At 72.0% G+C, this 19,460-nt stretch carries 20 protein-coding genes, 7 tRNA genes and 1 pseudogene; 17 read left to right on the top strand and 11 right to left on the bottom strand.

Annotation, left to right across the window (positions count from 1 at the left end; all coding sequences use genetic code 11):
* The first annotated feature begins 75 nt into the window (after positions 1-75).
* Positions 76-375: a zf-TFIIB domain-containing protein gene (locus ACIRQ9_RS34380; RefSeq protein ID WP_404182601.1), complete on the top strand. Its 300-nt coding sequence runs from the start codon at positions 76-78 to the stop codon at positions 373-375.
* Positions 376-429: 54 nt separating this feature from the next.
* Here ACIRQ9_RS34380 and ACIRQ9_RS34375 read toward each other — a convergent pair.
* The 5 genes from ACIRQ9_RS34375 to ACIRQ9_RS34355 all read right to left on the bottom strand — a co-directional run bounded on the left by ACIRQ9_RS34375 (position 430) and on the right by ACIRQ9_RS34355 (position 899).
* Positions 430-501, bottom strand: a tRNA-Val gene (locus tag ACIRQ9_RS34375).
* A gap of 34 nt (positions 502-535) precedes the next feature.
* Positions 536-607, bottom strand: a tRNA-Val gene (locus tag ACIRQ9_RS34370).
* Between the two features lie 34 nt (positions 608-641).
* A tRNA-Val gene (locus ACIRQ9_RS34365) sits at positions 642-713 on the bottom strand.
* Position 714: 1 nt separating this feature from the next.
* Positions 715-788: transfer RNA gene (locus ACIRQ9_RS34360), tRNA-Cys, on the bottom strand.
* A 38-nt stretch (positions 789-826) separates the two neighbouring features.
* Positions 827-899: transfer RNA gene (locus tag ACIRQ9_RS34355), tRNA-Gly, on the bottom strand.
* 178 nt (positions 900-1,077) lie between these two features.
* Between ACIRQ9_RS34355 and ACIRQ9_RS34350 the strand changes: the two genes are divergently transcribed.
* The 3 genes from ACIRQ9_RS34350 (at position 1,078) to ACIRQ9_RS34340 (ending at position 3,946) form a co-directional block, all read left to right on the top strand.
* Entirely contained in the window at positions 1,078-2,121 is a 1,044-nt protein-coding gene (locus ACIRQ9_RS34350; RefSeq protein ID WP_404182599.1) for a chorismate-binding protein, read from the top strand.
* On the top strand, positions 2,118-2,939 hold the full coding sequence (locus ACIRQ9_RS34345; protein ID WP_404182596.1) for an aminotransferase class IV: 822 nt from the start codon (positions 2,118-2,120) through the stop codon (positions 2,937-2,939). Before ACIRQ9_RS34350 ends, ACIRQ9_RS34345 begins: the two co-directional genes overlap by 4 nt.
* Positions 2,940-3,121: 182 nt before the next feature.
* Positions 3,122-3,946, top strand: a complete 825-nt coding sequence (locus ACIRQ9_RS34340; protein WP_404182593.1) for a GNAT family N-acetyltransferase — start codon at positions 3,122-3,124, stop codon at positions 3,944-3,946.
* An 86-nt stretch (positions 3,947-4,032) separates the two neighbouring features.
* On the opposite strand, the gene ACIRQ9_RS34335 is transcribed toward ACIRQ9_RS34340, so the two are convergent.
* Positions 4,033-4,551, bottom strand: coding sequence for a DsbA family protein (locus ACIRQ9_RS34335; protein WP_404182590.1), 519 nt, complete (start codon positions 4,549-4,551; stop codon positions 4,033-4,035).
* 238 nt (positions 4,552-4,789) lie between these two features.
* Here ACIRQ9_RS34335 and ACIRQ9_RS34330 point away from each other — a divergent pair, with 238 nt between their 5' ends.
* Positions 4,790-5,239, top strand: a complete 450-nt coding sequence (locus ACIRQ9_RS34330; protein ID WP_404182587.1) for a hypothetical protein — start codon at positions 4,790-4,792, stop codon at positions 5,237-5,239.
* Positions 5,240-5,461: 222 nt separating this feature from the next.
* Entirely contained in the window at positions 5,462-5,614 is a 153-nt protein-coding gene (locus ACIRQ9_RS34325) for a hypothetical protein (protein WP_404182584.1), read from the top strand.
* A 115-nt stretch (positions 5,615-5,729) separates the two neighbouring features.
* Here the strand turns inward: ACIRQ9_RS34325 and ACIRQ9_RS34320 are convergent, their stop codons facing one another.
* Positions 5,730-6,290: a CGNR zinc finger domain-containing protein gene (locus tag ACIRQ9_RS34320; RefSeq protein WP_404182581.1), complete on the bottom strand. Its 561-nt coding sequence runs from the start codon at positions 6,288-6,290 to the stop codon at positions 5,730-5,732.
* 270 nt (positions 6,291-6,560) lie between these two features.
* A complete protein-coding gene (locus ACIRQ9_RS34315; RefSeq protein ID WP_004002642.1) occupies positions 6,561-6,974 on the bottom strand; it encodes an SsgA family sporulation/cell division regulator in 414 nt (137 codons plus the stop codon).
* 191 nt (positions 6,975-7,165) lie between these two features.
* Between ACIRQ9_RS34315 and ACIRQ9_RS34310 the strand changes: the two genes are divergently transcribed.
* From ACIRQ9_RS34310 to ACIRQ9_RS34290, 5 genes are all read left to right on the top strand, one after another.
* Positions 7,166-7,633 carry a TIGR02611 family protein gene (locus tag ACIRQ9_RS34310; RefSeq protein ID WP_404182578.1) on the top strand — a complete coding sequence of 156 codons (468 nt, stop codon included), beginning with the start codon at positions 7,166-7,168 and terminating at the stop codon, positions 7,631-7,633.
* An 85-nt stretch (positions 7,634-7,718) separates the two neighbouring features.
* Positions 7,719-7,790: transfer RNA gene (locus ACIRQ9_RS34305), tRNA-Val, on the top strand.
* 869 nt (positions 7,791-8,659) lie between these two features.
* Complete coding sequence (locus ACIRQ9_RS34300) at positions 8,660-9,106, top strand: SRPBCC family protein (RefSeq protein WP_404182575.1); 447 nt, start codon at positions 8,660-8,662, stop codon at positions 9,104-9,106.
* A gap of 39 nt (positions 9,107-9,145) precedes the next feature.
* Positions 9,146-9,220 (top strand) — tRNA-Val (locus tag ACIRQ9_RS34295).
* Positions 9,221-9,336: 116 nt separating this feature from the next.
* Entirely contained in the window at positions 9,337-9,741 is a 405-nt protein-coding gene (locus tag ACIRQ9_RS34290) for a nuclear transport factor 2 family protein (protein WP_404182572.1), read from the top strand.
* Here the strand turns inward: ACIRQ9_RS34290 and ACIRQ9_RS34285 are convergent.
* Complete coding sequence (locus ACIRQ9_RS34285) at positions 9,728-10,756, bottom strand: GlxA family transcriptional regulator (RefSeq protein WP_404182569.1); 1,029 nt, start codon at positions 10,754-10,756, stop codon at positions 9,728-9,730. The two genes, ACIRQ9_RS34290 and ACIRQ9_RS34285, sit on opposite strands and share 14 nt — an antisense overlap.
* A gap of 241 nt (positions 10,757-10,997) precedes the next feature.
* On the opposite strand from ACIRQ9_RS34285, the gene ACIRQ9_RS34280 reads away from it, so the two are divergent.
* Positions 10,998-12,083 (top strand): C4-dicarboxylate ABC transporter, encoded by a 1,086-nt coding sequence (locus tag ACIRQ9_RS34280; protein WP_404182566.1) that lies wholly within the window; start codon positions 10,998-11,000, stop codon positions 12,081-12,083.
* On the opposite strand, the pseudogene ACIRQ9_RS34275 reads toward ACIRQ9_RS34280, so the two are convergent.
* Positions 12,046-13,463, bottom strand: a pseudogene (locus ACIRQ9_RS34275) (DUF488 family protein). The gene ACIRQ9_RS34280 and the pseudogene ACIRQ9_RS34275 sit on opposite strands and share 38 nt — an antisense overlap.
* Positions 13,464-13,674: 211 nt before the next feature.
* Between ACIRQ9_RS34275 and ACIRQ9_RS34270 the strand changes: the two are divergent.
* Both ACIRQ9_RS34270 and ACIRQ9_RS34265 read left to right on the top strand, forming a co-directional pair.
* Positions 13,675-14,139 (top strand): MarR family winged helix-turn-helix transcriptional regulator, encoded by a 465-nt coding sequence (locus ACIRQ9_RS34270; RefSeq protein ID WP_404182562.1) that lies wholly within the window; start codon positions 13,675-13,677, stop codon positions 14,137-14,139.
* A 56-nt stretch (positions 14,140-14,195) separates the two neighbouring features.
* Positions 14,196-14,612, top strand: a complete 417-nt coding sequence (locus ACIRQ9_RS34265; protein WP_404182559.1) for an ester cyclase — start codon at positions 14,196-14,198, stop codon at positions 14,610-14,612.
* A gap of 65 nt (positions 14,613-14,677) precedes the next feature.
* Here the strand turns inward: ACIRQ9_RS34265 and ACIRQ9_RS34260 are convergent, their stop codons facing one another.
* Entirely contained in the window at positions 14,678-15,403 is a 726-nt protein-coding gene (locus ACIRQ9_RS34260) for a 3'-5' exonuclease (protein ID WP_404182556.1), read from the bottom strand.
* Positions 15,404-15,572: 169 nt separating this feature from the next.
* Here ACIRQ9_RS34260 and ACIRQ9_RS34255 point away from each other — a divergent pair, with 169 nt between their 5' ends.
* The 3 genes from ACIRQ9_RS34255 to thrS all read left to right on the top strand — a co-directional run bounded on the left by ACIRQ9_RS34255 (position 15,573) and on the right by thrS (position 19,449).
* The gene (locus ACIRQ9_RS34255) at positions 15,573-16,139 is read left to right on the top strand and encodes a DUF4365 domain-containing protein (protein ID WP_089103211.1); all 567 of its coding nucleotides are present in this window, start codon (positions 15,573-15,575) and stop codon (positions 16,137-16,139) included.
* Entirely contained in the window at positions 16,136-17,362 is a 1,227-nt protein-coding gene (locus tag ACIRQ9_RS34250; protein WP_404182552.1) for a hypothetical protein, read from the top strand. Before ACIRQ9_RS34255 ends, ACIRQ9_RS34250 begins: the two co-directional genes overlap by 4 nt.
* 110 nt (positions 17,363-17,472) lie before the next feature.
* Positions 17,473-19,449, top strand: coding sequence for a threonine--tRNA ligase (gene thrS, locus ACIRQ9_RS34245; RefSeq protein ID WP_404182549.1), 1,977 nt, complete (start codon positions 17,473-17,475; stop codon positions 19,447-19,449).
* Positions 19,450-19,460: the final 11 nt, after the last annotated feature.

Raw genomic sequence — 19,460 nt, 5'->3', positions numbered from 1 at the left:
AACCGACCGGGGTCGGACGGAGTCTGTCCTGGGAGAACGTGAAGCAGTTTTCACCGGCGAGGAGTTGAGCCGACCATGCAGTGTCCGAAGTGCCGTGCGCCGATGCACACCTACAACCGCAACGGCGTCCAGATCGAGCAGTGCAGCGGCTGCCGTGGCATCTTCCTCGACTACGGCGAGCTGGAGGCGCTGACCCAGATGGAGGCCCAGTGGGCGAAGCCGGTCCCGCCGGCCCCGCAGGCCTACCCGGCGCCGCCGGCACCGGCCTGGGGCGCCCCGCAGCAGCATCACGGCGGTCACTACGGCGGCCACGGCGGTCACCACGGCGGTCATCACGGTCACAAGAGCTGGGCCCACATGCTCTTCTCCAGCTGAGACCACGAAGAAGCCCCCGGCCATGGGAACGGCCGGGGGCTTCTTGGAGCGGTGTGGACGATACTGGGATTGAACCAGTGACCTCTTCCGTGTCAGGGAAGCGCTCTCCCGCTGAGCTAATCGTCCTCGGGACCGCGATCCGAAGATCACGGGCACTGCGTGCGCGATACTGGGATTGAACCAGTGACCTCTTCCGTGTCAGGGAAGCGCTCTCCCGCTGAGCTAATCGCGCGGGACGGATACAGGGCCTCGCGGCCAAGATCCAGTGGACGATACTGGGATTGAACCAGTGACCTCTTCCGTGTCAGGGAAGCGCTCTCCCGCTGAGCTAATCGTCCTTGGAGGTGGAGACGGGATTTGAACCCGTGTAGACGGCTTTGCAGGCCGTTGCCTCGCCTCTCGGCCACTCCACCAGGAGTGTAGGGGATCGGGTAGACCCCTCATTCCTTCGAGCGGACGACGAGGCTCGAACTCGCGACCTCAACCTTGGCAAGGTTGCGCTCTACCAACTGAGCTACGTCCGCCTGTCGTTTCGGTCCGCTCTCGCGGCCCGGCGACGTGTTGAACTCTAGCGGATTCCGGGGCCAGCACAAAAACGCGTTTGCGCAGCGTGCTGCGCCTGACCCGGCGGACCGCGTGGTCAGGACCCCCTTGACGACATGCCCGGGTCATCCCCAGGACACCCGCCATAGACTCGACGACGTGCTCCATCACCCTCCTCTCGCCCGGTTCGGCGCCCGTGTCGCCACCGGCCTCCTCGACGTCACCAGCGATCCGGCGGCGCTGGACAGCAGCGGTTTCTGGGCGGTGTGCGCCGACTTCGAGGGCCGGCTCACCTGCGCCCGGTTCGGCGACGTACGGGAGGAAGCGGTGCCCGCTCCGGTGCCGGGGCGGTGGCGCGGCCCGGCCCTCGGTGACTGGACGTCCTCCCTCGACCGCGCCGCGTACACGAGCGCGGTGCGCCGGATCCGAGCGCACATCGCGGCCGGAGACGTGTACCAGGCCAACCTCTGCCGCGTGCTCTCCGCGCCGGTCGCCCCGGACGCGGACGTCGACGCCCTGACCGCGCTGCTGGCCCGCGGCAACCCGGCGCCGTACGCAGGAACGATACGGCTGCCCGGCCGGGGCGTGGAGACGGCGACCGCGTCGCCCGAGCTGTTCCTGCGCCGGACGGGACGGACCGTGGAGAGCGGGCCGATCAAGGGCACCGGACGCACCGAGGCGGATCTCCTGGAGAAGGACTACGCCGAGAACGTGATGATCGTCGACCTGGTCCGCAACGACATCGGGCGGGTCTGCGCCGCCGGCTCGGTGACCGTCCCCGACCTGTGCGTGGTGGAGAAGCATCCCGGCCTCGTCCATCTGGTCTCCACGGTCCGGGGCGAGCTGTCGGCGGACGCGGGGTGGGCGGAGCTGCTGGCTGCGGGCTTCCCGCCCGGATCCGTCACCGGCGCGCCGAAGTCGAGCGCCCTGCGGATCATCGAGGAGCTGGAGACCGCGCCGCGCGGGCCGTACTGCGGCGGCATCGGCTGGGTCGACGCGGACCGGGGCGTCGGCGAGCTGGCCGTGGGCATCCGCACCTTCTGGATCGACCGGGACGCGGGCGAGCTGCGGTTCGGGACCGGCGCCGGGATCACCTGGGGGTCCGACCCCGAGGGGGAGTGGCGGGAGACCGAGCTGAAGGCCGCCCGGCTGCTCGCGGTAGCGTCGGGTGCGTACCACCTGAACGAAGGGGATCTCCGGTGAAGATCTGGCTGGACGGCGGGCTGCGGGAAGCCGAGGCGGCACGCGTCTCCGTGTTCGACCACGGGCTGACTGTCGGCGACGGCGTCTTCGAGACGGTGAAGGCGACCGAGGGCCGGCCCTTCGCGCTCACCCGGCACCTCGACCGGCTGAGCCGCTCGGCCCGCGGCCTCGGCCTGCCCGACCCGGACCACGACGAGGTGCGCCGGGCCTGCGAGGCGGTGCTGGCGGCCAATCCGATGCCGCTGGGACGGCTGCGCATCACCTACACCGGCGGCCACGGCCCGCTCGGCTCCGACCGCGGCGACCGCGGACCGACCCTCGTGGTCGCCGTCGCGGAGAGCGGCCGCCGTCCCGACACCACCGCCGTCATCACGGTCCCGTGGACGCGCAACGAGCGGGGCGCGGTCACCGGCCTGAAGACCACCTCGTACGCCGAGAACGTGGTCGCCCTGGCCCGCGCGCACCAACACGGCGCATCCGAGGCGCTGTTCGGCAACACCGTCGACCGGCTCTGCGAGGGCACCGGCTCCAACGTCTTCGTCGTCCTGGACGGCGAGATCCACACCCCGCCGCTCGCCTCCGGCTGCCTGGACGGCATCACCCGGGCCCTGGCCGTCGAGTGGACCGGCGCGAAGGAGACCGACCTGCCGCTGGACGTCCTGGAGCGGGCCGACGAGGTGTTCCTCACCTCCACCCTGCGTGACGTCCAGGCCGTGCACCGGGTCGACGACCGCGGACTCCCCGGCGCACCGGGCCCGGTCACCGCCAAGGCGATGCGGATCTTCGACGAGCGGGCCGGGCACGACCTGGATCCGTGAGCTTCCCGCTCCGGTGACATGAGCGGGCCGCTCCGGTGACGCGAGCGGCCCGCGCGGGCGACGTCGGCGGCCCGCTCCGGCGACGTGCGGCGCCTTGATGAGCGGCGTGCGGCGCCGCGATGCGTGACGTGCGGCGCCTTAATGAGCTGACGCGGGAGTCCGCGACGGGTAGAACACCTCTGATGACCACCACCCTGCGGCCGGCCGAGCCGCTCCAGCACGGTGCCGACGGGGCGCGATCGCGCCGGTACCAGGTATGTGTGAACAGCCGTCCCGTCGGTACGGTCCACCTCGCCATGAGCCCGGATCCCGAGGACCCGGTGGGCCGGATCCTGGACCTGCGCGTCGAGGAACCGGACCGGCGGCGCGGCCGGGGCACGGTCGCCGCGCTCGCCGCGGAGGAGGTGCTGCGCGGCTGGGGGTGTACCCGCATCGAGGTGTCGGTGCCCGTCGAGGCGGAGGTGGCCCTGAGGGCGGCCGCCGTCCTCGGGTACCAGCTCCGCAACCGGCACCTGCGGAAGGCGCTCGGCGACACCCCGCCCGCTCTGCCGGCGGGCAGCCGGGGGCGGCCCATGACGCCGGCGGAGTTCGGGCCCTGGCGGGAAGCGCACCGTGAGGACTACGCGCGGAGCTGGACGGAGCGCGGGGTGCCCGAGGCGGCGGCCAGGGCGAAGGCGCTGCGGGACACCGGGGCCGCGCTGCCCGAGGGCCTGGCCACCCCGGACATGGTCCTCAGCGTCCTGGAGCACGACGGGATCCCGGTCGGCTCGCTGTGGACGGGCATCCGGGAGGGGGAGGCCTTCGTCTTCAAGGTCGAGACCGACGCGCGTCACCGGGGCAGGGGCCACGGCCGCACCCTGATGCTCCTCGCGGAGGCGCAGGGCATCGAGGCCGGCCATCCCGCCGTCCTGCTGAACGTCTTCGCGGGCAACACCCCGGCCGAGCGGCTCTACGAGTCCCTCGGCTACGAGACGGTCACCCATCACCTGTACAAGAACCTGCTCTGAGCCACCGGTGCGGGAAGCCGCTCCGTGGCGGGCGTGGCGGGCGTGGCGGGCGCGGACGGGGGTCGGGTCGGGGATCGGCCCGGGGTTCACTCCCCGGCGGCCAGCAACCGGTCCGCGATCTCCGTCACCCGCTCGCGCAGGCCCTCCTGGCTCTTGCCGCCGTCGAGGCGTTCACCGCCGATGACGTAGGTCGGGGTGCCGGTCACGCCGATGGCCTGGCCCTCGGCCTGGTCGGCGTCGACGATCAGGATGTGCCGGCCGTCGACCAGCGCGGTGTCGAACTCCTCGGCGTCCAGACCCAGTTCACGGGCGACCTCGACCAGGAACGGCTCGCCTGCGCGGTCCAGCTCCCCGACCCGGCCGAGGACCGCCTCGACGTACTCCCAGCCCTTGCCCTGCTCCTGGGCCTCCTCGGCGGCCTGCGCGGCGGCGAAGGCGTGCTTGTGCTTCTCCAGCGGGAAGTGCCGCAGCCGCAGCTCCAGCCGGTCGCCGTACCGGGCACGCAGGGCGCGAAGGTCGTCCAGGGCGTCGCGGCAGTCGGGACACTGGAGTTCGCACCAGACGTCGAGGACCGGGGCGTCGGGGCGCGCGGGGGAGTCGTTCATGGCGACCAGTCTTCCAGGCAAGCCTCCCTCGACCCAATCGTGACGGTGGGCGGCGGCCGGTGGCGCGCTGTGATCAGCGCTCGTGCCTGGGGTGGAGGCGACCCGGAGAGGACCCCGAGATGCCCCTGATTGTCGGGCCCGGGCATGGATCGCGAGGGGTCGGGCGGTGCACGATGGAGGGGGCGCGACGCAGCGTGCGTCCGCCGCCCCGCCCGCCCGAGCCCGCCAGGAGGACCGGATGATCGCCGAGACAGTCTGTTCCGCCGCGTCCGCCGCAGGCCTGGGCATCGCCGTGGTGACCGCCTACCGCAAGCGGTACCTGGCGGCCGTCAGGATCGCCGCCTACTCGCTCGTGCCCGTGGGCCTGGTCATGACGGGAGTGGTCGGCTGGCTCGCCGACACCGCCTTCAGCCCCACCGCCTGGGCGGGCTTCGCAGTGCTCGGTGCGGCCTGGCTGCTGTTCGCCTCCACGCGGGCCGTGGAGCGCCGGCGCGGCTCCACGCGTGCCGAGCGCAAGGCGGCCGCCCGCGGCGAGCGCCGGGACGCCGTCGCCCCCACGGCCTCCGCCGCGTCACTGGGCTCCGGCAGCACCCGCCCGGCGGCCAAGCCCGCCGCGGCGCCCCGGAGCACCGGATCCGGCGAGGATTTCAGCGACATCGAGGCCATCCTCAAGAAGCACGGGATATGACGCTCCGCGGGGGCCGGGCCGACGCTGGTCGGGCGGGTCGTCGGCGGATGCGTACGACAATCACCTGAGGCATTGAAACGACACAGTCGGTCTCCGGCGCACGCGGAAGCGTTCACCGGGCGGACGGAAGCGAACCGGACATCACGGAATTCGGCGAACTCCCGCCCATTTCGGGCGTGTTGATCGCGTGGCGGACGCCCGCTGGGTCATCATCGCCGCGAGATGCTGGACACGAAACAGAGCGAGGCCGCGCCGCCCGAGGACGAGCCGCGCGGGTGCCTCTTCGCCCTTTCCCAGCCACCGCTGATGATCTTCCTTGCGGTGATCGGGTGTCTGCTCCTCATGGCTGCGCTGCACGACCTGCTGTGGCTGTGAGCCGTACCCGCCCGTCCCGGCGCCACCCGCCGGGACAGGCGTCGGCATCGAAGAACCCAGGGCGGCCCGCCGGACGGGCCGCGACGACGCTTCCTCCGGCCGGCGGGCGGACGCGTCAGCCCGCCGACTCCTTGCGGCGGGCCCGGTAGGCGGCGACATGCAGCCGGTTCCCGCAGGTCCGGCTGTCGCAGTAGCGGCGCGAACGGTTGCGGGAGAGGTCGACGAAGGCGCGCCGGCAGTCCGGGGCCTCGCAGCGCCGCAGCCGGTCCTGCTCCCCGGCGACGACGAAGAACGCGAGCGCCATCCCGCAGTCGGCGGCGAGGTGGTCGGCCATCGAGGCACCGGGCGCGAAGTAGTGCACGTGCCAGTCGTAACCGTCGTGGTCGGTGAGCTGCGGGGTGGTGCCCGCGGCGGCGACCAGTTCGTTGATCATTCCCGCGGCGGCCCGGGCGTCCGGGGCGGCGAAGATCGCCGCGAACCGTCCGCGGACCCGGCGCACCGCCGACAGATCGAACTCGGAGAGCACGCCCACGCCGCTCATGTCGTGGTTCCGTACGAAATGGTGGAGTGCCGCGACGTCGGGCAGCCCGTCCGGCGCCGTGTCGTCCTCCGGCGCGGTGTTCACCAGATCCACCACGGCATCGAGGGAACACCGGGTGTCGTGGGTGATCAGCACGTTTCGCTCCCTGGCCTGAGGGTCGGGCGGGCGCCCGCCGATGGTGGCCGATCGTAGCGACATATGGCTCCACCGCACCGTGCTCGGTCCCACTCGTCGCCCTCCTGTGGAACGCGCACCGTTCGGCGGTGGTTCCCAGGACACGCGGACACACCGGAGCCGCCCCCGTGACCTGACACGGTGGCGGCACCGGTGCTGCCGTATGCGGTTGTCTAGGCCCGAGCCGTCTCCCCGAGTGGACGGCGCCGGGCGGCTTGGAGGGGCGTAGCCCTAGCTCTCCGCGAGGATGTGCGAGAGCTCCTGATCGAGATCGAAGTGCCGGTGTTCCGTGCCGGGCGGCACGGCGGCGTCAGTGCGCTTCAGGAAGGACTCCAGAGCCCGCGCCGGGGCTTCGAGCAGTGCTTCGCCCTCCGGAGAGCTCAGGGCGATGCACACGACGCCCTGACCGTGGCTGCGGGACGGCCAGACGCGGACGTCGCCGGTGCCGGTGGGGCGATGCAGCCCCTCGGCGAGGAGGTCGCGGGCGAACACCCACTCGACGGTCTCCTCGGCTCCGGTGTGGAAGGTGGCGTGCACGGCGTAGGGGTCGGCCGTGTCGTACCGCAGGCCTGCGGGGACAGGCAGGGATGACTCGCTCGACACAACGAGGCGCAGGTGCAGCTCGCAGCTGACCGTGGTGTTCATAAGCGCCAGGGCCTTTCGCTCAGTGTGCGCTCGGGGATTCGCACGTCGGCGAAATCGACATGCCACCTACGGTGCCGTTGTAAACCCCTCTGAGGGTTTTGCGTGTGTTTGCGTAACTCTTCCGGCCGAGAAGATCGGCGTGATCTACGACCATTCCGGTGACCGGAATCGCTCAGGTAGGGTTTGGTCGTATGAATACGGGGAGTAACGAAGCGGGCGAGGTCGCCGTGGCCTCGGACGGGAGCCAGGTGGACGGTACGGGGCCGGACGGGGCGGCACGCGACGAGCGGGGACTGGGATCGCGGGCGCCCGAGTTCGTCAAGGCGCGCCGGGTGCTGCACCTGAGCTGGCAGGTCGGGGTCTTCGCGCTCGGTCTGGCAGTGGTGGTCGTCGGCATCGTGCTGCTGCCGTTGCCCGGACCGGGCTGGGTGATCATCTTCGCCGGCATGGCGATCTGGGCGACCGAGTTCGTCTGGGCCCAGCTGGTGCTCCGCTGGACGAAACGCAAGGTCACCGAGGCGGCACAGAAAGCTCTCGACCCCAAGGTGCGCCGCCGGAACATCACGCTGACCGTGATCGGTCTCGTGGTCGTGGCCGGCCTGGCCGGGGTCTACCTCTCCAGGTTCGGCATAGTGATGCCGTGGCGGATCGAGGAGTGACGCGGCCGTCGGCCACGGCTCCGGGGTGGCCCCGGCGGCTGGTCGGGGGCACCCCCTGACATGGGGTAATGTTCTTCCTGCGTCCGGGCGATTAGCTCAGTGGGAGAGCGCTTCGTTCACACCGAAGAGGTCACTGGTTCGAACCCAGTATCGCCCACCCGGAACCACGGCCCGCCTGCGAAACAGCAGGTGGGCCGCGGTCGTTTCCGAGGCGCCGCGGGGCCTCGGCGCCGCCCGCCGGGAGGCGACGGCGCGACCGCCGCGGTGACCGGCGCCGACGAGGCCGCGGACGATCTGCGCGGACCGGCGGGCCGACGTGATCCGGCACCCGGAGGCCGTGTCGTGCCAGGTCCCGAATCGGCGGAATGGTCGGAGGTGTCCCTCCGTCGTCCGCCCCGGAACGGTCGGGATCGATCCGTCCGCGAGCGGGTCGCACTCCCGACGGTCCGCGCTTGGAACGATTCACGCCGGACGTGCGGCTCGCCATCGCGGCAGCCGGGAGCGGAGCGGAGGTGGTCCCCGAGAGGGGACGGTGACGTTCCGTTACGCGGGGCGACGTGTCGAGGGCGTGTCGCGGAGATCGGTCACACCGTCAGGTTCTCCGAGAAGAAGAGCGCAAGATCGCGGTCAAGACGGACTTCCGGACATATCAATCGATCCCGGAGAAGGGCCCGACGCGCGCGGTGGGCCGCCCGCGGAAATCTCCCGCTCCACTTTTCCAGAATGCCGTCACCTTTCTTCAGAAGTACGACAAGCGAGGAATTCTCCCCGGCCTCAAGTCTCCCGTCCGGGCAGGCAATCTGAGCCCGGCTCACTTCCGGGCCGCGGAGATCGCCGAGGACACCGACGGCGGACTCGCGTCCGACGGGACGGACCTGACGGAGCGACGGGCCGGTGCGACGGCCGGCCGGAACAGGGGAGCGCCGGCGCGCGGGCGGACGGCGCTCGCCTCCCGAGCGTGGTCCGGGTCATGCCGAGCGGCATGAGCAGGCGTACTCGGATCCCCCCGCCGGGCAGACTCCGCCCATGGACTGGACCCACTACCGCTTCCGCAGCCTGTGGCCCCTGCCCTTCGGGACCGCGGCCGTCTACCGAGCCCTGGAACGGGTGGAGGAGTACCCGCGCTGGTGGCCCCAGGTGCGCACGGTCGCCCGGCTGAACGACACCACCGGCATCATCACCATCCGCTCGGTTCTGCCGTACGACATGACGTTCACCGCACGCGAGACCCGCCGCGACCCGGCTGCCGGGCTCCTGGAGATCGCGATGAGCGGCGACATCGAGGGCTGGGCCCGCTGGACGGTCACCGCCGACGGCACCGGCACCCTGGCCCGCTACGACCAGGCCGTCGACGTCACCAAGCCGCTGCTGCGCCGACTGGCCGTCCCCGGAAGGCCGTTCTTCCGCGCCAACCACCGGCTGATGATGCGGTCGGGACGGCGCGGACTGCGCGGGCACCTGCAAGCGGTTTGAACGTAACCCGCCGGTCCCTGTATTGTTCGGTGCGTTCCTGGGCGATTAGCTCAGTGGGAGAGCGCTTCGTTCACACCGAAGAGGTCACTGGTTCGAACCCAGTATCGCCCACCACCGGGAAGGCCGGTCCGCCTGTGCGGACCGGCCTTTTTCCTGTCCGGCCCGGCCGAACGGCGGACCCGTCGGCGGCGCGCCCGCGGCCCGCCGCCCCGAGTGCCTAGGGTGGCGCCATGGACGCCGATTCCCGGATCAGGGCCGCGATCGAAGAACACTGGCGGGCGTCGGAACGCGGCGACGTCGAGGCGGAGCACGCGGTCTACGCCGTGGACGCGATCCTCGACTACCCGCAGTCCGGCGAGCGCTTCCGCGGGCGCGAGACGATCGCGGCACAACGCGGCGGGCACCCGGCCGACCGGCACTTCACCGTCCAGCGGATCACCGGGCACGGGCACCTCTGGGTGAGCGAGTGCGTCATCACCTACGACGGCGTGCCGTCGTACTCGGTGAGCATCATGGAGTTCGAAGGGCGGCACGTGGTGCACGAGACCCAGTACTTCGCGGGCCCCTTCGGCACGCCGGCCTGGCGCGCCGCGCTCGCCGAGCCGATGCCGGGACGCACCGTCACGGACGCCTGACGTCCGCCGAGTCCGAGACGCCGACGGCCGCGGTGGCGTCGGTGGTGCGGAAACGGGCCCGGTAGGTGCCCGGCGTGACGCCGAGGTTGCGGGTGAACGCCCTGCGCAGCGACTCCGGCGAGCCGAAACCGGTCCGCCGGGCCACCGTCGCCATGGGGTCGTCGCCCTCCTCCAGCATCGCCTGCGCGGCCTCCATGCGGATCCGTTCGACGTAGCGGGCCGGGGTCGTGGTCATCTCGTCGTGGAACAGCCGCGCCATATGACGGGGACTCACACCCGCCCGGCGCGCCATCGCCGCCAGGGTGTGGTCGGCGGACGGGTCCTCGGCGACCGCGTCCAGGACCCGGCGCAGCATCTCCTGCCGTGCGCGCGGCGTCCGGGTACGGACGCTGAACTGCGACTGGCCTCCCGGCCGCTGCATGAACACGACCATGTCCTTGGCCACGGAGCGGGCCACGTCGGCGCCGAAGTGCTCCTCGACCAGGGCGAGCGACAGGTCGATCCCCGAGCTGACGCCCGCCGACGTCATGATGTGGCCGTCCCGCACGAACAGGGCGTCGGCCGCCACCGTCACCCGCGGATAGCGCAGGGCGAGCTGGTCGGCGAAGCGCCAGTGCGTGGTCGCCGTGCGTCCGTCGAGCAGCCCGGCGGCGGCGAGCAGGAAGGCACCGGTGCAGATCGACGCGGTACGGCGGCCCCGCGCGTCGAGCGTCCGCACCGTGTCCAGCAGGGCCTCGTCCTTGACGAGGGTGGGCCACTCGGGACCGCCGGGCACGATGACCACGTCGCTGACGTCGTGCGCCTGCGCGGCGGACAGGTCGACCCGCAGGCCGGTGCCGGCCGAGGTGACCACGTCGGCGCCGTCGGGGGACACCGTGCGCACGCGGTAGCGGCCCCCGAAGTCGTTGGCCGACGAGAACACCTCGATCGGGCCGGTGACGTCGAGCAGGCGTACGCCCGGGAAGACCAGCACGGTCACCAGCAGCGGCTGCCTGCCCGAGGGCCTGTCCTTCATGCGTGCGCCTCCTGCCCGGACGGATTCGCTCCAGCGTAGTCATGTCCCGGAGTGAGGGCGTCGTGGCACGTGCCGCACTGTGGCGGGCCGCCCGCCGCGCCATAGGTTCGGGAGCGCCAACGGGCCGACGGTCTCGCCGCGCCCCGTGAGCTGCCGGGCGTGCGACGACCTGCCGGCCGGTCGCCGCGGCCCCTGCCGGACGGCGGCCAGTCCGACACGAGAAGAGAAGGCGCTGCACGCCGTGGCATCCCATTCGAGCACCAGCCCAGCGATCCCGGCCCAGGGCGGCCCGGTCCGACGAAGGGGGCGGAGCCGGCTCGGCCCCAGCTGGTTCGCGGCCGTCATGGGCACCGGGATCGTCGCCGCGGCGGCCGCCACCCTCCCGCGGACCCTCCCGGGCCTCGACACGGCCGCAACGGCTGTGTGGGCCGCGGCGGCGCTGCTGCTGATCGTGCTGGGCGCCCGGTACCTCGGCCAGCGGATGCTGCGCGTGCACGCCGGTGACCCGGTACTGGCGCAGTTCTTCGGCGCGCCGCCGATGGCGCTGCTCACCGTCGGGGCCGGGACGCTGCTGCTCGGGCGGCGCCTGATCGGGGAGCGGGCGGCGGCGGACGTGGACTGGATCCTGTGGTCCGCCGGTACGGTCCTCGGGCTCGTCACCGCCTGCGCGGTGCCGTACCTGATGGTCACGCGGCACCGTTTCACCCCGGACGCGGCCTTCGGCGGCTGGCTGCTGCCGGTGGTCCCGCCGCTGGTCTCCGCCGCCACGGGCGCGCTGCTGGTCCCGCGCGCACCGGCCGGACAGGCGCGGCTGGCCCTGCTGCTGGGCTGCTACGCGATGCTCGGGCTCGGACTGGTGGCGGTCCTGCTGGTCCTGGCCATGGTCTACAGCCGTCTGGTGCACCACGACGCGCCGGGCGGAGCGACGGTGCCCACCGTGTGGATCGGCGTGGGGGCGCTGGACCAGGCGGTGACGGCACTGGGAGCGCTGGCCACGGCGGCGCCGAGCGCCCTGCCCGCCCCGTACGCGCGCGGGACGGCCGTCGCCGCGCTCCTCGGCGGCATCGGGATCTGGGGCTTCGCCATGCTGTGGCTGGCGCTCGCCACCGCGCTGACCGTGCGCGAGATCCGGCGCGGCCTGCCCTTCGCACCCACCTGGTGGTCCTTCATCTTCCCGCTCGGCGCCTGCGTCACCGGCACCAGCGCCCTCGCCGCCCGCACCGGCTCGCAGCCGTTCGTCTGGACCGCCGTCGTCCTGTACGCGCTGCTGGCCGCCGCCTGGGCGGTGGTCACCTGGCACTCGCTGCGGCACGTCGTCCGCCGGTGACACGGCCGCAGGCCGCGGCAGCCATGGCGGCGAACACGACCGCCCAGAACACCGCGGCGACCCGGATCTCCCAGCGGCCGGCCGCGGTCATCCAGGAGGCTCCGGTCACGCGTCCGAGCTCATGGGTGGTGACCGCGTACATGCCGACCGGGAAGACGAGGTTCCACCAGCCCAGCTCGTAGCGCAGCGGGACGCGGCGCACGACGTGCCGCCAGACGCCCAGCGCCAGCAGGAGCGGTATCAGCCAGCTGGAGAACGACCACAGGACGACGGACGAGCCGATGACCAGCGGACGCGACAGCAGCAGGCTCCCCTGCGGGAGCGAGACCAGCCGCGCTCCGGCGAGCACGGCGATGGCCGCCGCTCCCATGAAGATCCAGACCGACGTCATGAGCCCGTCCGGCCGCACCGGCCGGACCAGCAGCCTGGCCAGCACGATCCCGGCGGTCAGCAGGTACTGCACCAGCCCGACGGCCCAGCACACCACCGCCAGCACCGGCAGCGCCTGGCCCGGCACCAGCCGGGCCAGGGCCGCCGCCCCGACCGCCACCGACTCCGACGCCACCGCCCACAGGAACCAGGTGCCGTTCACCTGGTCGAGCGCAGGACCCCGCCGCGTGCTCGTGATGAGCGCCAGCGGAACGCCGTAGTCCAGCACCAGCCACACCAGCGTGCCGAACGCCAGGAACGCTCCCGCCGCCACGGGACGGCCGTCCAGGACGAAACGCGCCGCCAGCACGAGATGGCCACCGTGAGGAAGGCGAAGGCGCGCGGTCCGACGAGATCCGCGACGAAGCGCCGCCGGTGGCGCAGCAGCCGCAGGCCGTAGGCGGGCACCAGCACCGCGAAGCCGGCCAGGGCCACCCACAGCAGCGTGGCCGAGAGGACGTGGGCGCCGTCGGCGTACAGGCAGGTGGAGACGATGCCGGTGCCCATGACGAAGGCGAGCGCCGCGGCGTTGACGTCGTTAAGGGCGGCGCGGGGCCGTCCGGGACCGGCGGCGGGCGGATCTCCCTGGCCCGCGAGCCACTCGGCGAGGACCGCGGCGTGGCTGCGGTCCGTGTCCGGGGCCGAGGTGAGCAGGGTGAGGCTGTGGTTCCCGGCCAGGTCCCGCAGCCGGGCGAGCGATCCACGGTGCGCGGGATCGCCCAGCTCGACGAGGTAGCGGCGGCGGAACTCGCCGAAGCGGCGGGGATGGTGGCCGTACCAGAGCTGCAGTTCGGCGGAGGGCGCCACGTCCCGCAGCCAGGTGTCGACGGGTGCGTCCCGCCGTCGTACGCCGTTGGGCCAGGCGCGGTCGACCAGCACCCGTTCGGCAGGTCCGCCGTCCTCGGAGGGCGGCTGCCCGTGGATCCCGCGACAGGTGATCTGCTTGGCCATGACCCACGCTCCGGCAGCTCGTGCGGTAAGTGAATATTAGTGGAATGCGGCTTTCCGGCGCGTGCGGGCGGATCGTCCGCGGGACGTGCTAGGACGGTGTCCTGATCCGAGGGTCTCCTGTCCGCGAAAGAGGCGATCGGTGTCGCAGGGCCCCTGGTTGTGAGGGTCGGGCCGCGTATCCGCGGCCCGGGGACCCGTCCAGGGGAGCGACATGAGCGACAGTGATCCGTCGGACACGGACCGGCCGCGGCCCGCGCCGATCCTGCCGGTGCTGGGACACCTGCACGGCGAACTGCGGACCCGGCACGGGCTGACGCTCCTCGGCTACCTCGTGCTCGGCGCGCTCGCCGAGGCGGCGGCCGGCGGCTCGCCCGTGTCCGTGGCCGGGCTGACGGCGCGCCTGGGGGAGTCGGGTACCCGGATGTCGGCGCTGCTGCGGGATCTGCAGAGAGCAGGACTGGTCGCACGCGAGCGGCGGGCCGGCGACCGCAGGTCGGTCGAGGTCACGCTCACCGACGCGGGACGCGCCGGTTACGCCGAGGCCGAGCGGACCGCCCGGGCGCTGCTGGACCGGCATCCCGGCGTCTGGCCTCGGCCGGGCGACGCCCGAGGGGCCGGGCGGCCGGGTGGGCATGCCGGTGACGAGTGGCGGAGGTACGGTCGACAGACGGCGTAGAGCGGGATCTCTCAGCCGACGCACAGGCCGGTGCCCGAGACGCGCCGGGAGGGCACATGAGTCAGCAAGCGAACATCACCGCGCAGACCGCCTTCGGCGAGGCCGTCGTCTCCGGGAACTTCGACGCCTTCGACGAGATCGTCGCGGCCGACTCGGTCGACCACGATCCCGCCCCGGGACAGGGGCCGGGACCCGACGGGTACAAGCGCATGTTCGGCGAACTGCGGGAGGCCTTTCCCGACCTCGACGTCCAGGTGGAGCATCTGGTGGCCACCGACGACGAGTTGGCCTTCGCGTACGTCATCTCCGGTACGCACCAGGGGCCGTTGATGGGACACCCCGCGACCGGCCGCAGGGTGAGCTACCGCGGCATGCAGATCAGCCGCTTCGACAGCGACGGCAGACTCGTCGAACGCTGGGGCAGCAGCGACGAACTGGGCATGCTGCGGCAACTCGGCCTCACCGTGACCTGAGGCCCAGGAAGCCGGAGGAGGAAGCGATGAAGGGGCGGGGCGCCGGACGGGCGGCGCCCCGCCCCTCACGCCGCCGCCGGCAGTTCCGGCCGCAGCGGCCAGTACGTGTTCACCGTCTCCGGTGTGCCGCTGCGCGCGAACCACGCCTGCAGTCCGCGCGCCTGCGCCGCGTGCCACGTCGTCTGCAGCGTGTGCAGCTCGGCGGGGCTCAGGCGCTCCAGCCGGGCCGCGAACCTGCGGCCCAGCGCCCGCACCAGATCCAGTGAGGCCAGCGCGTCGGCGGCCGCGTCGTGCGCGCCCTCCAGCGTGACCTCGTAGTGCGCGCAGAGGTCGGTCAGGGTGCGCCGGCCCTTGCGGTAGCGGTCCAGATGTTTGTCCAGGACCCGCGGGTCGAGGACGAGCAGCGGGCTCGCCTCGAACCAGCGGTCCAGCGAGGACGCCCGGTGCCGCCGCAACTCGCGGTCCAGCAGCGTCAGATCGAACGGCGCGTTCATCACCACCAGCGGGCGGTGCATCGCCGCGTGCTCGGCCAGATGCTCGGCTATCTCGTACATCACCGGAGCCGGCCAACGGCCGTTGCGCTGCAGGTGTTCGTCCGTCAGCCCGTGCACCGCCGTCGCCGCTTCCGGCACCGGCAGGCCCGGGTTCACCAGCCAGCGGGTCACCCGGGGCCGGGTGCCCGGGGCGTCCTGGACGACGACCGCGGCGGACACGATGCGGTCGGTCTCCACGTCCACGCCCGTGGTCTCCGTGTCGAAGGCCGCCAAGGGCCCCTCGTACCAGCACGTCATGCCAATACAACTCCTTGTTCACCCACGGCAGCTGACGTTCCGTCTTCTGCCTGTTTGGTGATACCCGGGCCGTTTGCGGCGTACGCCGGAAGGACACAACAGGAGTGCGGGTCTTTGCAGTTCAGCGGCCCGCCACGGGGAAACTCTTTGGCTGGGAAGGCTGTTGGTCATGGCGATAGCCCAGCCCGAGCGGGGCGGGCTGCTGCCCGAACGCACGGGCCCCCATCGCGGCACACTCGCCACCACCGCCTGCATGGAGACACTGCAGGTGGGATATCTGCACGCCGTCGCCGCGGCGGCCGGCTGCTCGCTCTCGCAGCCCTTCCCGGACAACGGCATCGACTGGCACGTCAGCCACGGCTCGCCCGGTCACACCGTCGACGACGAGGTGACGATCAAGGTGCAGCTCAAGTGCACGTACCAGATCGCACCCAACCCCCCGGGACGCTTCTTCTCCTTCACGCTGGACAACGACCACCTGCGCAAGCTCGCCCGCACACCGGTGTCGGTGCACAAGATCCTCGTGGTGATGCTGGTCCCGCGCTCCCAGGACGACTGGCTGCGCGCCAGCCACGACCGCCTCGATCTGCGCCACTGCTGCTACTGGGTCAACCTGGCAGGGCATCCGATCACCGGCCGGAACCGGACCACCGTGCGGATTCCGACCTCGCGCATCTTCGACGACCGGGCGCTCTGCGAGATCATGACGCGGGTCGGGACGGGAGGACGACCATGAGGCACCGTCCGCACGAGGAGCAGCTGCGGGAAGTCCGGCCGCATCCCGTGGACCCGCACTGGAACCGTCCCCCCGAGCCCACCGACGTCGACCCCGCGGTGCTGGGCGCCCTGCTGCGCCGGCACGGCTGGCAGCGGCGCGGGGGAGCCCCCGGACGCTACGGCCGCTGGACCCCACCCGGGCCGGGCAACACCGGCACCAGCCTGCTGGTACCCGAGAACCGCGCTTTCCCGGACAGTGACGATCTGCTCGGGGAGGCGCTCACGGCTCTCGTGCGCAGCGGGACGCCCGCCGCGCGGGAGGTGCTGGTCGGGCTGGCGGTGCCGAGCGACGAGATCCGCTGGTGGCGGGACGTGCCCGGCGGACCGGGCGACACCGCCCCCTGGACGGTCGAGGAGCAGCTGCGGACCGCCGCCCGGCAGACCCTGCTGGCCGGTGCGCTCGCCACGCGCGCGCGGGCCGGCTACTACGGCGCCCGGCACAGGCGCGCGGCCGCCGCCCTGCTGGACTCCGTCCTCGTCGGCTCGGCGGAGGGCGGCCGGGGACTGACCGCCTTCGTGCCCGTGGGCACCGGGCGGCCGCTCGCCGTACGCCTCCACCAGGCCCTGTACGCCGCCCGCGAGGCCATCGACTACCAGCGGGCCACCGGCGGCATGGACGCCTTCGACGGAGCCGTCGAAGCGGGCGTGAGCCGTGAGCTGACCGACGCCCTGGTCACCCTCGTGCGCGGGACCGAGGGCGCCCGGATCTCCGTCGAGTGGGCGCCGGCCGCCGGGGTCCCCGACGACTGCGCGTCCGCCGCCGAACCCGTCGAGTTCTCGCCCGGCGACCTGCCCGTGCTGCGCGAGGCCGGCGCCCGCTTCCTGCGCGACGAACCCTCCGTGCCGGTCCGGATCACCGGCACCGTGGTCCGGATGCGGCGCGCGGAACCGCGCGGCGACGGCGCGGTACGGCTGCGGGTCATCGCCGGCGCCGAGGTGCCCTACGTCCGGGTCACCCTCGACGAGGAGGACTACCGCATCGCCGGACAGGCACACCTGGTGGGGCTCCCGGTACGGGTGCACGGGCGGCTGGAGAGCCGGGGCGGGTTCCGGCGGCTGTCCGGCGCCTCCGGGGTCGTACCGGTCCAGGTGGACGATGCCGAGCGGGACCGGCTGATGAAGTCGCTCCAGGAGAACCTGGACTTCTTCGAGGAGGCGTGCACCGGGGACGACTGCGACTGACCGGCCACCGCGGGTAACCGTTTAGCGGTCGGTGGGGCCGGGTCGGTACGATCCGGTATTGCGCGCGCTCCTGGTATGGCGCCGCATCCACCTTCAGGCAGGAGAGACCGGTGTCAGACGTCCGTGTGATCATCCAACGCGATTCCGAGCGGGAAGAACGCGTGGTGACGACGGGCACTACGGCCGCCGACCTCTTCGCCGGCGAGCGCTCGATCATCGCCGCGCGGGTGGGCGGCGAGCTGAAGGACCTCGCGTACGAGCTGAAGGACGGCGAGACCGTCGAGGGTGTCGAGATCTCCTCCGAGGACGGGCTGGCCATCCTGCGCCACTCGACCGCGCACGTCATGGCCCAGGCCGTGCAGGAGCTGTTCCCCGAGGCGAAGCTCGGCATCGGCCCGCCCGTCAAGGACGGCTTCTACTACGACTTCGACGTCGAGAAGCCGTTCCACCCCGATGACCTCAAGGCCATCGAGAAGAAGATGCAGGAGATCCAGAAGCGCGGGCAGAAGTTCTCCCGCCGGGTGGTGACCGACGAGGCCGCCCGCGAGGAGCTGGCCGACGAGCCGTACAAGCTGGAGCTGATCGGCCTCAAGGGCTCGGCGTCCAGCGACGACGGAGCGGACGTCGAGGTCGGCGCCGGCGAGCTGACGATCTACGACAACCTGGACGCCAAGACCGGCGAACTGTGCTGGAAGGACCTCTGCCGCGGTCCCCACCTGCCCTCCACCCGCCTCATCCCGGCGTTCAAGCTGATGCGCAACGCGGCCGCCTACTGGCGCGGCAGCGAGAAGAACCCGATGCTCCAGCGCATCTACGGCACCGCCTGGCCGTCCAAGGACGAGCTGAAGCAGTACCTCGACTTCCTCGCCGAGGCCGAGAAGCGCGACCACCGCAAGCTGGGCAACGAACTGGACCTGTTCTCCATCCCGGAGCAGATCGGCTCCGGCCTCGCCGTCTTCCACCCCAAGGGCGGCGTCGTCCGCCGGGTCATGGAGGACTACTCGCGCCGCCGGCACGAGGAGGAGGGCTACGAGTTCGTCTACACCCCGCACGCCACGAAGGGGAAGCTCTTCGAGACGTCCGGGCACCTGGACTGGTACGCCGACGGCATGTACCCGCCCATGCAGCTCGACGAGGGCGTGGACTACTACCTCAAGCCCATGAACTGCCCGATGCACAACCTGATCTTCGACGCGCGCGGCCGCTCCTACCGTGAACTGCCGCTGCGCCTGTTCGAGTTCGGCACCGTGTACCGCTACGAGAAGTCCGGTGTCGTGCACGGCCTGACCCGGGCCCGCGGCTTCACCCAGGACGACGCGCACATCTACTGCACCAAGGAGCAGATGGCGGAGGAGCTCGACAAGACGCTCACCTTCGTCCTGAACCTGCTGCGCGACTACGGCCTCACCGACTTCTACCTGGAGCTGTCCACCAAGGACCCGGAGAAGTTCGTCGGCTCCGACGAGGTCTGGGAGGAGGCGACCGAGACGCTGCGCGCGGTCGCCGAGAAGCAGGGCCTCCCGCTCGTCCCCGACCCGGGCGGCGCCGCCTTCTACGGCCCGAAGATCTCCGTGCAGACCAAGGACGCGATCGGCCGCACCTGGCAGATGTCCACCGTCCAGCTCGACTTCAACCTGCCCGAGCGGTTCGACCTGGAGTACACCGCCGCCGACGGCTCCAAGCAGCGCCCGGTGATGATCCACCGCGCCCTGTTCGGCTCCATCGAGCGGTTCTTCGCGGTGCTCCTGGAGCACTACGCGGGCGCCTTCCCGGCGTGGCTGGCGCCGGTCCAGGCGGTCGGCATCCCGATCGGCGACGGACACGTCGATTACCTGCGGAAGTTCGCGGCCGAGGCCAGGAAGAAGGGCCTGCGGGTCGAGGTCGACGCCTCGTCGGACCGGATGCAGAAGAAGATCCGCAACGCCCAGAAGCAGAAGGTGCCCTTCATGGTCATCGCGGGCGACGAGGACATGACGGCCGGTTCGGTCTCCTTCCGCTACCGCGACGGCTCGCAGGAGAACGGCATCCCGTTCGAGGAGGCCATCGCCAAGATCGCCCAGGTGGTCGAGGAGCGGACCCAGGTCTGACCCCGCCCGCC

It is taken from the genome of Streptomyces sp. NPDC101237, assembly GCF_044767465.1.
GTDB lineage: Bacteria > Actinomycetota > Actinomycetes > Streptomycetales > Streptomycetaceae > Streptomyces > Streptomyces gramineus.
This window is presented reverse-complemented; position numbering and strand designations above follow the sequence as displayed.

Bases quoted from the DNA above. Each gene is read 5' to 3' on its own strand.
- ACIRQ9_RS34380 (WP_404182601.1), top strand. From the start codon at position 76: ATGCAGTGTCCGAAGTGCCGTGCGCCGATGCACACCTACAACCGCAAC.
- ACIRQ9_RS34340 (WP_404182593.1), top strand. From the start codon at position 3,122: ATGACCACCACCCTGCGGCCGGCCGAGCCGCTCCAGCACGGTGCCGAC.
- ACIRQ9_RS34335 (WP_404182590.1), bottom strand. From the start codon at position 4,551: ATGAACGACTCCCCCGCGCGCCCCGACGCCCCGGTCCTCGACGTCTGG.
- ACIRQ9_RS34330 (WP_404182587.1), top strand. From the start codon at position 4,790: ATGATCGCCGAGACAGTCTGTTCCGCCGCGTCCGCCGCAGGCCTGGGC.
- ACIRQ9_RS34325 (WP_404182584.1), top strand. From the start codon at position 5,462: ATGCTGGACACGAAACAGAGCGAGGCCGCGCCGCCCGAGGACGAGCCG.
- ACIRQ9_RS34315 (WP_004002642.1), bottom strand. From the start codon at position 6,974: ATGAACACCACGGTCAGCTGCGAGCTGCACCTGCGCCTCGTTGTGTCG.
- ACIRQ9_RS34310 (WP_404182578.1), top strand. From the start codon at position 7,166: ATGAATACGGGGAGTAACGAAGCGGGCGAGGTCGCCGTGGCCTCGGAC.
- ACIRQ9_RS34300 (WP_404182575.1), top strand. From the start codon at position 8,660: ATGGACTGGACCCACTACCGCTTCCGCAGCCTGTGGCCCCTGCCCTTC.
- ACIRQ9_RS34290 (WP_404182572.1), top strand. From the start codon at position 9,337: ATGGACGCCGATTCCCGGATCAGGGCCGCGATCGAAGAACACTGGCGG.
- ACIRQ9_RS34285 (WP_404182569.1), bottom strand. From the start codon at position 10,756: ATGAAGGACAGGCCCTCGGGCAGGCAGCCGCTGCTGGTGACCGTGCTG.
- ACIRQ9_RS34270 (WP_404182562.1), top strand. From the start codon at position 13,675: ATGAGCGACAGTGATCCGTCGGACACGGACCGGCCGCGGCCCGCGCCG.
- ACIRQ9_RS34265 (WP_404182559.1), top strand. From the start codon at position 14,196: ATGAGTCAGCAAGCGAACATCACCGCGCAGACCGCCTTCGGCGAGGCC.
- ACIRQ9_RS34260 (WP_404182556.1), bottom strand. From the start codon at position 15,403: ATGACGTGCTGGTACGAGGGGCCCTTGGCGGCCTTCGACACGGAGACC.
- ACIRQ9_RS34255 (WP_089103211.1), top strand. From the start codon at position 15,573: ATGGCGATAGCCCAGCCCGAGCGGGGCGGGCTGCTGCCCGAACGCACG.
- ACIRQ9_RS34250 (WP_404182552.1), top strand. From the start codon at position 16,136: ATGAGGCACCGTCCGCACGAGGAGCAGCTGCGGGAAGTCCGGCCGCAT.